Here is a 14,584-nt window from a genome sequence, read left to right on the forward strand (position 1 = left end):
TCGAAGAAGCGATACACGCCTCCGCAACCCCCGCCTCCCGCAGCGCCCCCCACTTCCCCGGACTCGCCGTCCCCAACACCTCAGCACCCAGATACCCCGCCAACTGCACCGCCGCCGAACCCACACCACCGGCCGCCGCATGCACCAGCACCGACTGACCCCGACGCACACCCCCCAGATCCACCAGGGCGTAGTAGGCGGTGAGGAAGACGATGGGTGCGGTGGCCGCCTCCGCGAACGACCAGCCGCTCGGGATACGCGCGACCATCCGCTCGTCGGCCACCGCCACGGGACCGAACGCCCCCGCGAACATGCCCATCACCCGATCCCCCGGCGCGACATGGGTGACCTCCGCACCGACCTCGGTGACCACACCCGCACCCTCCAGCCCGATCGCGGTCACCTCACCCGGATACATACCGAGCACGGTCAGCACATCACGGAAGTTGACACCCGCGGCACGCATCGACACCCGCACACCACGCGGCCCCAAAGGCCCCGTCACCTCCGGACACGGCACGAGCCGCAGGCCCTCCAGGGTGCCCTTCCGCTCGACACCCAACCGCCACGCCTCCGCACCGGCCGGCGGCACCAGGACACCGTCCGTGGCGAGCGGAACGATCCGGGGCGTGGTCACCGCGCCGTCCCGGACGGCGACTTCGAGCCGGTCACCACCGAGAGCGCCGGGCAGGGCGGCCGCCGAGGCGGGTGTCCCGTCGAGGTCCACCAGGGCGAACCGGCCGGGGTTCTCCGAGCGGGCCGACCGCACGAGCCCCCACACGGCGGCCTGCACGGGGTCCGTGGGCCGGGCGTCGACCCGCATGGCACCGCGGGTGACGACGGCGAGCCGGGCGTGGGCGAAGGCCGGTTCGTCCAGCCACCGCTGGACGGTCTCCAGCGCCTGGTGCGTGATGGCGCGGATGGCCTCCGCGTCGCCCACGCGGCTGCCGCCCGTGGCCGGCACAGCGAGCAGCACCGTTGCGGGTACCTCGGCACCCGACGCGGCGAGCGCGGCAAGATCGGGCACCACACGCGCCGGTGCGCCGGATGACTCGAGCGCGGCGGCCAGGTCACGCGCGTGGTCGCCGCCGACGACGGTCCACGACGTGGCCGAGGCCTCGACGTCGGTGACCGCGGGCGTCCAGTCGAGTTCGTACAGGCCTTGCTGCCGCGGGGCGCCGATGGTGGATCCGGCGACATCGCGGGTGAGTTCGCGCAGGGTGAGCGAGGCGATGGAGGCGACGGTCCGGCCCGCCGGGTCGGCGAGGGCCAGGCCGATGGACTCGGGTCCCGTCTGAACCATGCGGACGCGCAGTGCCCCGGCTCCGACGGCCTCCAGGCGCACCCCACTCCAGGAGAACGGCAACCGCCCGGCGTCCTTCATCGGCACGAACATCACGGCGTGCAGGGCGGCGTCGAGAAGCGCGGGATGCAGGTCGAACGCCCCGGCGGCCGGATCGGCGTTCTCGGGCAGCGCGACCTCGGCGAACACCTCGTCGCCGCGCATCCATACGGCGGACAGCCCCCGGAACAGCGGGCCGTAGAGGTGGCCGCGCTCGGCGAACCGCTCATAGAAGCCGTCCAGCGGAACCTGGTCCGCGCCCTGGGGCGGCCAGACGGTGAAGTCGTACGGCATCTCGGCCGGTGCCGCCCGGTCGCCGGTGAGAAGGCCGCTGACATGCAGGGTCCAGGGATCCTCGGGCGCGGCGTCCTCGGTACGCGCGTGCACGGTGAGCGCGCGGGCACCGGACGCGTCGGGCGCCTCCACACGGAGTTGTACGTGGACGCCGCCGCGCTCGGGCAGGGCCAGCGGCGCGAGGATGGTCAGCTCGTCCACCTGGTCGCAGCCGACGTGCGCGCCGGCGTGCAGGGCCAGGTCGAGGAACCCGGTCGCCGGGAAGAGGGCTGTACTGGTGAGCGCGTGCTCCTTCAGCCAGGGCCGACCGCTGAGGGAGAGCCGCCCGGTGAACAGGTAGGCGTCGCCGCCGGCGAGTTCGACGGCCGCACCGAGCAGCGGGTGCTCCGCCGCGCGCAGGCCCGCCGAACTCATGTCGCCCAGCAGGACGGGCGGCTTGGGCCAGAACCGCTGGCGCTGGAAGGCGTACGTCGGCAGCTGTGCCGTGCGTGCGCCGGTACCGTCGAAGACGCGGGCCCACTCGACTCCGACGCCCTTGGTGAACGCCTGGGCGAGGGCGGCGAGCAGGGCGTCCGGCTCGTCGCGGTCCTTGCGCAGGGCGGGTACGAAGAGCGCGTCCCGCTCCTCGGGAACACAGGCCTGGGCGAGAGCGGTCAGGGTCCCGTCCGGCCCCACCTCCACGAACCGCGTCACACCATGACCGGCCAGCCACCGAACCCCGTCAGCGAACCGCACCGCCTCCCGCACATGCCGAACCCAGTACTCCGCCGACCCCAACTCACCACCATTCGCGGCCTCACCGGTGACATTGGAGACCACCGCCATCCGCGGTGATCCGTAGTCGATGCTCTCCGCGACCCGACGGAACTCCTCCAGCATCGGCTCCATCAACGGCGAATGAAACGCATGACTGACCCGCAGACGGCTCGTACGACGACCCTGCGCGGACAGACGCTCGGCGACCTCGGTCACGGCCGCCTCGACACCCGAAACAACCACCGCACGCGGCCCGTTCACCGCCGCCACCGACACCTCCCCCTCACGGCCCGCCAGCAGCAGCAACACCTCCTCCTCCGCAGCCTCCACCGCAACCATCGCCCCACCCGACGGCAACTCCTGCATCAACCGACCACGGGCGACCACCAGCCGGCAGGCGTCCGCCAGCGACAACACCCCCGCCACATGTGCAGCCGCCAACTCACCGACCGAATGCCCCACCAGGTAATCCGGGCGCACCCCGAAGGACTCCAGCAGCCGGAACAACGCCACCTCGACCGCGAACAACGCGGGCTGCGCCCACCGCGTCTCGTTCAGCAGCCCGGCATCCTCACCGAACACCACCCCACGCAACTCCGCCCCGACCTCGGCCACCACCGCGTCGAACGCCTCCGCGAACACCGGAAACGCCTCATACAACCCCCGGCCCATCCCCAGCCGCTGCGCACCCTGACCCGAGAACAAGAACGCCACCTTGCCCTCACCCCGGGAGGACCCGGTGACCGTGCCAGGTCCCGGTTCGCCCGAGGCCACGGCGCGCAGGCCCTCGAGCAGATCCTCGCGGTCCTGCCCGAGGACGACCGCGCGGTGCTCGAACACCGCGCGGGTGGCGGCAAGAGACAGCCCGATGTCGGCGACGGTGTGCTCCGGGTGGTTGCGGACGTGGCTCAGCAGTCGCTCGGCCTGGGCGCGCAGTGCCGTGCGGCTGCGCGCGGTCACCACCCATGGCACGGTGGCGTCGGTGCCACCGGGCCCCTCGGCGCTCTCCTCGGCGCTCTCCTCGGGGGATTCGAGGATGACGTGCGCGTTGGTGCCGCTGATACCGAAGGAGGAGACACCCGCCCGGAGCGGACGTCCCGGATCCCGCCGCCACCGCTGACCTTCCGTCAGCAGACGTACCTCACCCGCCTCCCAGTCCACATGAGACGACGGCACATCCACATGCAGCGTCGCCGGCAACAACCCGTGCCGCATCGCCAGCACCATCTTGATCACACCCGCCACGCCGGCACCCGCCTGCGTATGACCGATGTTCGACTTCACCGACCCCAGCCACACCGGCCGTCCCTCGGGCCGGTCCTGACCATACGTGGCGATCACCGCCTGCGCCTCGATCGGATCACCGAGCCTCGTTCCCGTACCGTGCGCCTCCACCACATCGACATCGGCGGGACGCAGACCCGCGTCCGCCAGCGCGGCACGGATCACCCGCTGCTGGGACGGCCCGTTGGGCGCGGTCAGGCCGTTGGAGGCGCCGTCCTGATTCACGGCCGAGCCCCGCACCACGGCCAGCACCGGATGGCCGTTGCGGCGGGCGTCGGACAGCCGCTCCACCAGCAGCAGACCGCCGCCCTCGGAGAACCCGGTGCCATCGGCCGCGTCCGCGAACGCCTTGCACCGCCCGTCCGCCGCAAGCCCCCGCTGCCGGCTGAAGTCCACGAACAGACCGGGCGAGGCCATGACGGTGACACCCCCGGCCAGCGCGAGGTCCGACTCGCCGGAACGCAGCGACTGGACGGCCAGGTGCAGTGCGACCAGGGAGGCGGAGCAGGCGGTGTCCACGGTCACCGCCGGCCCCTCCAGCCCGAAGGTGTAGGAGAGCCGGCCGGAGACGACGCTCGCGGCATTGCCCGTGAGCATGTAGCCCTCGAAGTCCTCCCGGGATGCGGCCAGCATGCCGGTGTAGTCCTGGCCGTTGGTGCCGGCGAAGACTCCGGTACGGCTGCCGCGCAGGGTCCGTGGATCGATACCGGCCCGCTCGAACGCCTCCCACGCCATCTCCAGCAGCAGACGCTGCTGCGGATCCATCGCCGTCGCCTCACGCGGCGAGATGTTGAAGAACGCCGGATCGAAGGCGCTGACGTCGTTCAGGAAGCCACCGGTGCGGGTGTACACCGTGCCGGGCTTGCCCGGCTCCGGGTCGTACAACGCATCCAGGTCCCAGCCTCGGTCTTCGGGGAAGGGCACGAGTGCCTCGTCGCCGGCCACCAGCATCCGCCACATCTGGTCCGGGGTTCGGACGTCGCCGGGGAACCGGCAGCCCATGGCGATGACGGCGATGGGCTCGTCGTCGCGGGCCGCGGCGGGGCGGCGAGGGGCTTCGGCTTCGGCCTCTGCCGGAACGGCTCCGGAGACCTCGGCGAGCAGGAAGTCCGCCAGCGCCGAGCAGGTCGGGTGGTCGAAGACGAGGGTGGCCGGGAGGCGCAGTCCCGTGACGCGGTTCATCCCGTTGCGCAGCTCGACGGCGCTGAGCGAGTCGATGCCCAGGTCGGTGAAGGGCCTGCCGGGTTCGACCGCCTCGGGCGAGGGGTAGCACAGGACGTTCGCCGCGTAGGAGCGGACGACGTCGAGGACGGCGCCCGCCCGTTCGTACTCGGGCAGTCGGGCGAGGCGGGCCTGGAGCGATGTGGAGTCGGCGGCGGTGGCGGTCGACTCGCGGGCGGCTTCCAGGGCACTCCGGGCGGCGGGGAGTTCGTCGAGCAGATGGCTGGGGCGCGGGCCGGTGAAGGCGGGGGCGTAGGTGTCCCAGCGGATGTCGGTCACCATGACCGCGGTGTCGTCGACGTCCAGGGCCCGGCCCAGAGCGTCGCAGGCCGGCTCGGTGTCCATGGGGTGGACGCCGTAACGGCGCATACGGTCGCCGGCCGCGTCCGCGACCATGCCGCCGTCTGCCCACAGGCCCCAGGCGATGGCGGTGGCGGGCAGGCCCTGCGCACGGCGCTGCTGGGCGAGCGCGTCGAGGAAGGCGTTGCCGGGTGCGTAGTTGCCGAGTCCGGCGCCGCTGATGACGCCCGCGGTGGAGGAGAACAGGACGAAGGCGGACAGGTCCCGGTCGCGGGTGAGTTCGTGCAGGTGCAGGGCGGCAGTGGCCTTGCCGCGGAGCACGGGCTCCATGCGTGCCGGGCTCAGCGCGTCGATCACACCGTCGTCCAGGGAGCCGGCCGCGTGGAAGACGGCGTCCAGCGGGTGCTCGTCGGGAACCGAGTCGAGCAGGCCGCGCAGCGCGTCGCGGTCGGCCACGTCGCAGGCGGCGAGGGTGACGTCGACGCCTCGGGCGGTGAGTTCGTCCCGCAGTTCGCGGGCGCCCGGCGCATCCGCGCCGCGGCGGCCGACGAGCATGAGGTGCCTGGCTCCGCGATCGACGAGCCAGCGGGCGACGTGACCGCCGAGGGCGCCGGTGCCGCCTGTCACCAGGACGGTACCGCGCGGGCGCCACTCCTCGGCCGTGGCGATGGGCGCACCGGCGTGCACCAGTCGGCGCGCGAACGTGCCCGAGGGGCGTACCGCCAGCTGGTCCTCGTGGCCGGAGCCGGCGAGGACGGCGCACAGGCGGGTGCCGGCGCGTGCGTCGAGAACGGTGGGAAGGTCGATCAGGCCGCCCCAGCGCTCCGAGTGTTCCAGGGCCGCGACCCTGCCGAAGCCCCAGACGAGTGCCTGGGCAGGGCTGGTGAGCGGGTCGGAGCCGGCGATGGCGACCGCGCCGCGGGTGGCGCACCACAGGGGGGCGTCGACGTTCAGGTCGCCCAGCGCCTGGACGAGGGCGAGCGTGTGCGCGAGCCCGTGGGTGACGGACGGGTGGTCCGGGAGGGCCCGCTCGTCGAGGGCGAGCAGGGACAGCACGCCGGCGGGGGCGGGGAGCGTCCCGTCGCGGTCCGGGCCGTCGGCGGTGAGTTCGGACCGCAGCAGGGCGGCGAGCGCCTCACGGTCCAGGGCCCGGTCGGGCACGGTGACGCGGCGGAGCGCACGGGCGCCGCCGGCCGTGAGCGCGTCTTCGGCCGCGGTGACCACATCGTCGTGGCCCCCGGCGACGGCGGGGGCGAGCAGCAGCCAGGTGCCGGAGAGGGTGCCGGCCGCCTGCTCGGTCAGCGGAGTCCAGGAGACCCCGTAGCGCCACGCCTCGGTGGTGGAGCGGGTGCGGCTGGTGCGACGCCAGGTGGACAGCGCCGGCAGGAACGCGCTCAGCGGTGCGTCGGCCGGTACGTCGAGGGTGCCGGCGAGCGCTTCGAGGTCCTCCTGCTCGACGGTCTCCCAGAAGCGGGACTCGACCGTGTCCGCGGTGAGGGCACCTGCCGCTGCCAGGTCCGCCGCGGCTGCTTCCCGAACGGTCGGCCAGTAGCGGCTGCGCTGGAAGGGGTAGGTCGGCAGGCCGGTGCGCCGGGCGCCGGTCCCGGCGAAGACGGCTTCCCAGTCGAGAGCGATGCCATGAACGTGCGCCTCGGCGACGGAGGTCAGGAACTGGCCGAGGCCGCCCTTGTCGCGGCGCAGCGAGCCGAGCACGGCCCCTTCGGCGTCGCTGTCGTCGAGAGTTTCGCGCAGTCCGACGGCCAGCACCGGGTGCGGGCTCACCTCGATGAACGTACGGTGGCCCTCGGCGATCAGACCGCGCACGGCCTCCTCGAAGCGGACGGTCTCGCGCAGGTTGGTGTACCAGTACTCGGGGCCGAGTCCGCTGGTGTCCTGCCACTGGCCGGTGAGCGCGGAGCGGAACGGGATCTCGGCGTCCCGCGGTTCGATGCCCGCGAGGGCGTCGAGGACGGTCCCGCGAATGGGTTCCACCTGCGGGGAGTGGGACCCGTAGTCGACGGCGATCCTGCGAGCGCGTACGCCGTCGTCGGTCAGCACCGTGAAGAGTTCGTCCAGGGCCCCGGCGGCGCCGGACACCACGACGGACGACGGCCCGTTCACCGCGGCCACGGCGAGGCGGTCCGCCCAGGGGCTCATCCGCTCGCGCACCTCGTGGGCCGGCAGCGGCACGGACATCATGCCGCCGGTGCCGGCGATCTCGACGATGGCGCGGCTGCGCAGGGCGACGACACGGGCGCCGTCGTCCAGAGACAGGGCCCCGGCGACGCAGGCGGCGGCTATCTCGCCCTGGGAGTGGCCGACCACGGCCGCCGGGCGGACGCCGAGGGAGCGCCACAGTCCGGCGAGGGAGACCATGACGGCCCACAGCGCGGGCTGGACCACATCGACCCGGTCGAGATCGGCCGCGCCCTCGTCGCCGCGCAGGACCGCTGTGAGCGACCAGTCGACGTAGGGGCTGAGGGCCTGTTCACACTTCGCGACGAGGTCGGCGAACACGGCTGACTCCGTGAGGAGTTCGCGGGCCATGCCGGCCCACTGGGCGCCCTGGCCGGGGAAGACGAGCACCGGTTCCGCGGTGCTGGGAGCGATGGCCGTGAGGACGCCGGGGACGCCGGGGACGCCGGGAGCGCTGTCGGCGGCGAGGGCGGCGAGCGCCTCGTCGAGTTCGCCGGGGTCACCGGTGAGGACGGCGGCGCGGTACTCGAAGGCGGACCGGGTGGTGGCCAGCGAGTAGGCGACGTCCGCGAGGGCCGGTCCGGGGCGTGCGCGCAGCTGCGTCCGCAGCCGTGCCGCCTGCTCGCGCAGGGCCGCCCCGGTACGGCCGGAGAGGACGACCGGCACGACCGGGAGAGCGGACCCGCCGTCCGTGTCCGAGGGGTGGCCCGGCGCGGTCGGGACCTGCTCGGGAGCCTGCTCGACGATGACATGCGCGTTGGTGCCGCTCATGCCGAAGGAGGAGATGCCGGCCCGCCGTGGGCGCCCGGTCTCGGGCCAGGGCTGCTGCTCGGTGAGCAGCCGGACGTCGCCGGCGCTCCAGTCGACGTGCGGTGTCGGCGTGTCGGCGTACAGGGTGCGCGGGAGTACGCCCTCGCGCAGCGCCATGACCATCTTGATGACGCCGCCCACACCGGCCGCGGCCTGGCTGTGGCCGATGTTCGACTTCAGCGAGCCCAGCCACAGCGGCCGATCGTCGGACCGGTTCTGGCCGTACGTCGCGATCAGCGCCTGCGCCTCGATGGGGTCACCGAGGGTGGTTCCGGTGCCGTGCGCCTCGACCGCGTCGACGTCCTTTGAGGTCAGGCCGGCGGCGGCCAGGGCGGCGCGGATGACCCGCTGCTGGGACGGGCCGTTGGGGGCGGTCAGTCCGTTGGAGGCGCCGTCCTGGTTGAGGGCGCTGCCGCGCAGCACGGCCAGGACCGGGTGCCCGTTGCGGCGGGCGTCGGAGAGCCGTTCGAGTACGACCATGCCGACGCCCTCGGCCCAGCTCGCGCCGTCGGCGTCCGCGGAGAACGGCTTGCAGCGGCCGTCCGGCGCGAGGGCGCGCTGACGGCTGAACTCGATGAGGGATCCGGGCGTCGACATCACGGTGACGCCGCCGGCCAGGGCGAGGGAGCACTCGCCCTGCCGCAGCGCCTGAGCGGCCAGGTGCAGCGCCACGAGACTGGAGGAGCAGGCGGTGTCGACGGACACGGCCGGGCCTTCCAGGCCGAGGGCGTAGGAGATGCGGCCGGACAGGACGCTCGGCGAGTTGCCGGTGCCTACGTAGCCTTCGAAGCTGTCCTCGGCGGCGGCCAGGATGGTGACGTAGTCCTGGTAGGTCACCCCGGCGAAGACGCCGGTCCGGCTGCCCCGCGCGGAGACCGGGTCGATGCCCGAGCGCTCCAGCGCCTCCCACGACGTCTCCAGCAGCAGGCGCTGCTGCGGGTCCATGGCGAGGGCCTCGCGGGGGCTGATGGCGAAGAACACCGGGTCGAACTGGCTGGCGTCGTGCAGGAATCCGCCCTCGCGGGTGTACACGGTGCCGGGGTGGTCGGGGTCGGGGTGGTAGAGGCGCTCCGGGTTCCAGTTGCGGTCGGTGGGCAGCGGTGAGATGCCGTCGGCTCCGGCGACCACGAGGTCCCACAGGTCCTCGGGGCTGCGGATGCCGCCGGGGTAGCGGCAGGCCATGCCCACCACGACGACCGGATCGTCGTCGGCGGCCGGGAGCGCCGCCGGCGGGGCCACGCCGTCCGTCGCCGTGCCGAACAGGTCGTGGGCGAGGTGCCTGGCCAGTCCGGAGGGGGTGGGGTGGTCGAAGACCAGGGTCGCGGGCAGTGTCACGCCGAGGGCGGAGCTGAGCCGGTTGCGCAGCTCGACCGCCGTCAGCGAGGTGAAGCCGAGGTCCGAGAAGGCTCGGGCGGGTTCCACCTCGTCGGGTCCAGCGTGGCCGAGGACGACGGCCACCTGGGCGCGGACGGTGGAGAGCAGGGTGCGTTCCCGTTCGGCCGGCGGCCGGGCCGCCAGTCGCTCCAGGAGGCTGCCGGGTGCCTGGGCACGGGCTGCCGTGCGGCGCGTCGGGGCGGGCGTCCGTACCGGTTCGGCGGTGGGCGCTGCCGGTGACGGGTCCACGGTCGCGTCGCTCGGGGCGGGGACGGGGCGCAGGAGCAGCGAGTCGATCTCGAGGACGGGTTCGCCGATCGCGTCGGCGGCCGTCAGGGACAGGGTGTCGGGCCCGCTGCGTACGAGCCTGACGCGCAGGGTGGTGGCGCCGGTGGCGTGGAGGGAGACGTGACCGGCGGAGAACAGCACGCGTCCCTCGCTCAAGCCGTCGAAGGCGCCGAGGCCGAGCGGATGCAGGGCTGCGTCGAGCAGGGCCGGGTGGAGGCCGTAGAGCCCGGCCTCCGTCTCGCCGCCCTCGGGCAGGGCGACGTCGGCGTACACCTCGTCGCCGCGCCGCCAGGCCGCCCCCAGTCCCCGGAAGAGAGGGCCGTAGTGGAGGCCGGCGGCGGCGAGCCGCTCGTAGAGGCCGTCGGTGGACAGTTCCTCCGCGTCGGCGGGCGGCCAGGCCGAGAAGTCGAATCCGGCAGTGGGCGCCGGGACTTCCGCGGTCAGCACGCCTCCGGCGTGCCGGACCCAGGGCGCGTCGGGGCCCTGAGCCTCGGTGCGTCCGTACACGCCCAGGGCGCGGGCGCCGTGGGCATCGGGTTCCTCGACACGTATCTGCAGCTGGACTCCCCCCTCCTCGGGCAGGACCAGCGGGGCCTCAAGGGTGAGTTCGCGCAGGTGTCCGCAGCCCGCGTCGACGCCGGCCCGCAGTGCGAGTTCCACGAAGGCGGTGCTGGGCACCACGGCGGCCCCGGCGAGGCGGTGGGCGCCGAGCCACTGCGGTGCTCGGGCCGAGAGCCGGCCGGTGAGCACCACTGTGTCGCCGATGGCGGAGGGCACGACCGCGGCCAGGAGGGGGTGGTCGGCGCCGGCGAGTCCGGCGGCGGCCGGGTCGCCGGTGGCCCTGGGGACGTCGAGCCAGTACGTCCGGTGCTGGAAGGCGTAGGTGGGCAGTTCCACGGAGCGGGCGCCGGGGGCCACCGTCTCCAGCAGGGCCGGCCAGTCGACGGGCACACCCCGGGTGTGCAGGGCGCCCAGCGCGGCGATCAGCGCGACCGCTTCGGGGCGGTCGTCACGCAGCGCGGGCACGGCCAGGTGGCCCGGGTCCGCCCAACCGCCCTGGGCGAGGGCGGTGAGGGTGGCGTCGGGGCCGAGTTCGAGGTGACGGTCGACACCGTGGCGCTCCAGCCACCGGATGCCGTCGGCGAAGCGGACGGCCTGCCGGACCTGGCGCACCCAGTAGCCGGGAGTGCTCAACTCGCCGTCGGCGACGGGCAGTCCCGTCACGTTGGAGACGATGGGGATGCGCGGTGCCTCATAGTTGATGCCGGCGGCCACGGCCCGGAAGTCCTCGAGCATGGGCTCCATGCGCGGCGAGTGGAAGGCGTGGCTGACGCGCAGCCGAGTGGTCTTGCGGCCGTCGGCCGCCAAACGCGCGGCCAGCGCGAACACGGGTTCCTCGTCGCCGGCCACCACCACGGAGCGGGGGCCGTTGACGGCGGCGAGTCCCATCTCGTGCTCGTGGCCCGCGAGCAGGGGCAGTACCTCGTCCTCGGATGCCTGCAGCGCCACCATGGCGCCGCCCTCGGGCAGTGCCTGCATCAACCGGCCTCGGGCGGCGACCAGACGGCACGCGTCGGGCAGGCCGAAGACGCCCGCCACGTGCGCGGCGGCCAGTTCGCCCACGGAGTGCCCGAGCAGGTGGCCGGGGCGCACGCCCCATGACTCGACGAGCCGGTACAGGGCGACCTCGACGGCGAACAGGGCGGGCTGCGCGAACTCCGTGCGGTTCAGCAGCTCGGCGTCGTCACCGAAGACGACCTCCCGCAGCGGGCGCGTCAGCCGACTGTCGAAGTGCTCGCACACGGCGTCGAACGCGTCGGCGTAGGCGGGGAAGATGTCGTACAACTCGCGGCCCATGCCGGGGCGCTGGGTGCCCTGACCGGCGAACAGGAAGGCCGTGCCGCCCTCGGTCAGCGTGTCGCCGGTGACGACGGCGGCGGACGGTTGGCCCGCGGCGATCGTGGCGAGGCCGCGCAGCAGGTCGTCGCGGCCGGTGCCCGTGACGACGGCGCGGTGCTCGAAGGACGAGCGGGTCGTGGCCAGGGTGGCGGCGACGTCGGAGGCCGTGAGGCCGGGCTGTTCGGTCAGATGGGCGAGCAGACGTTCCGCCTGGCCACGCAGGGCCTGGGCACTGCGCGCCGACACGAGCCACGGCAGCGCGGTGGCGTCGGCGGCCGCCCCGACGGGCCGGGGACGCTCGGCGGGCTCGGCCGGGGGCTCCTCGACCACGACGTGGGCATTGGTGCCGGAGACACCGAACGCGGATATGCCGGCCCGGCGCGGGCGGTCGGCGGTGCCGGGCCAGGTTACGGCCTCGTCCAACAGCCGTACGGCGCCCGCGGACCAGTCCACCCTGGAGGAGGGCGCTTCGGAGTGCAGGGTCCGCGGAAGGAGGCCCTCACGCAGGGCCAGCACCATCTTGATGATGCCGGCGACGCCGGCCGCGGCCTGGGTGTGGCCGATGTTCGACTTGACCGACCCCAGCCAGAGGGGCCGGTCCTCCGGCCGGTCCCGCCCGTACGTCGCGAGCAGGGCCTGCGCCTCGATGGGATCGCCCAGTACGGTCCCCGTACCGTGCGCCTCCACCGCGTCGACATCCGCGGGAACGAGTCCGGCGTTCGCCAGCGCGGCGCGGATCACCCGCTGCTGGGACGGCCCGTTGGGCGCCGTCAGGCCGTTGGAGGCGCCGTCCTGGTTGACGGCCGTGCCGCGCACGACGGCGAGGACGGGATGACCGTTGCGGCGGGCGTCGGAGAGCCGTTCGACCACCAGGACGCCGACGCCCTCCGACCAACCCGTGCCGTCGGCGTCCTCGGAGAAGGCCTTGCACCGGCCGTCGGGGGCGAGGCCGCCCTGAAGGCTGAACTCGACGAAGGCGCCCGGGTTCGCCATCACGGTGACACCGCCGGCGAGGGCGAGGTCGCACTCGCCGGACCGCAGCGACTGCGCCGCCAGGTGGAGGGCGACCAGGGAGGAGGAGCAGGCGGTGTCCAGGGTGACGGCGGGCCCTTCGAGCCCGAGGGAGTACGCCACGCGTCCGGACACCACGCTGCCCGCGCCGCCGGTGAGCAGGTGACCGCCCAGTCCTTCGGGCAACTCCTGCAGTCCCGACCCGTATCCGGAACTGCCGGCCCCGACGAAGACGCCGGTCCTGCTGCCCTTGAGCGTGGTCGGATCGATGCCGGACCGCTCCAGAGCCTCCCAGGAGGTCTCCAGGACGAGCCGCTGCTGCGGGTCGACGGCGAGGGCCTCGCGGGGGCTGATGCCGAAGAACGCCGCGTCGAACCGGGAAGCCTCGGGCAGGAAGCCACCCGACCGGGTGTCGCTGGCCTCGAAGAGCGCCTCCAGGTCCCAGCCGCGGTCCTCCGGGAAGCCCGAGACCGTGTCCCGTCCATCGGCGACGATCCGCCACAGGTCTTCGGGGCCGGACACACCGCCCGGCAGCCGGCAGCCCATGCCGACGATGACGACCGGGTCCGAGTCGCTCGCCGTGACCGCTGTCTGCGGCAGGTCCGCGGCGGTCCGCGAGCCGAACAGCTCGTCATACAGGTGTGCGGCGACGGCCTTGGGCGACGGGTGGTCGAAGACCAGGGTGGACGGCAGCGTCACACCGGTGACCAGGGTGAGTTCGTTGCGCAGTTCGACAGCGGTCAGGGAGTCGAAGCCCATCTCCCGGAAGGCGCGGTCCGCGGGGACGGCTGCCGGTTCGGCGTGTCCGAGTACGGCCGCCGCACGCCCGCGCACCAGATCGAGCAGGGCGGCGTCACGGTCCTCGACGGCCAGTGGGGCCAGCCGCTCGCGCAACTCCGTACCGGCCGTCGCGACCTGTGCCGCCGCTCCGGCGCCGTCCTGGACCGCGACCGCCTCCGGAAGCGCGGACAGCAGCGGGCTGGGGCGGCCGGTGGTGAACGCCGGGGCGAACCGGGCCCAGTCGACGTCGGCCACCACGACCGCGCTGTCGCCGACCTCGAGCGCCCGGGTCAAAGCGGCAAGGGCCGCGTCCGGGTCCAGCGGGAACAGCCCACGCCTGCGAAGCAGCTCCTGCGCCTGGGCACCGGCCGCCATGCCCGTACCGCCCCAAGGCCCCCACGCCACCGCCGTCCCCACCAGACCACGCGCCCGACGCGCCTCCACCAACGCATCCAGATACGCATTGGCCGCCGCATACGCCCCCTGCCCCCCACTGCCCCACACACCCGCGATCGAGGAGAACACCACGAACAACGACAGATCCATGCCACGCGTCAGCTCATCCAGGAACCCAGCCGCCACAGCCTTCGCCCCCACCACCGAAGCCAGCCGCTGCGGCGTCATCACCTCGATCACATCGTCATCGAGCACACCCGCCGCATGCACCACCCCATCAACCGGATACGCGGCCAGCAACCCCGCCACCGCCTCCCGCTCCCCCACATCACAGGCCTCCACCACCACCCGCACACCCAAACCCTCCAACTCCTCACACAACTCCACCGCCCCCGGCGCCTCCAGACCACGCCGACTGCTCAGCACCAGCTCACGCGTACCCCGCCCCACCAGCCAGCGCGCCACCCGCGCCCCCAGCGCACCCGTACCACCCGTGACCAGCACCCGCTCCGGCGCACGCCACACCACCCCCGCCACACCGACCGCCGGCGCATGCACCACACGACGCACGAAGACACGACCACCCCGAACAGCGACCTGGTCCTCGGCCCCCGACTCCAACACCGCCGCGAC

Annotated in this window: 1 pseudogene; it reads right to left on the bottom strand. The window is 73.6% G+C overall.

Annotation, left to right across the window (positions count from 1 at the left end):
* Positions 1–14,512: pseudogene (locus tag ASC56_RS36925) on the bottom strand (type I polyketide synthase); the annotation flags it as partial.
* Positions 14,513–14,584: the final 72 nt, after the last annotated feature.

Origin of the sequence: Streptomyces sp. TP-A0356 (assembly GCF_001417775.1) — a bacterium.
In the GTDB taxonomy this organism is placed as follows: Bacteria; Actinomycetota; Actinomycetes; order Streptomycetales; family Streptomycetaceae; genus Streptomyces.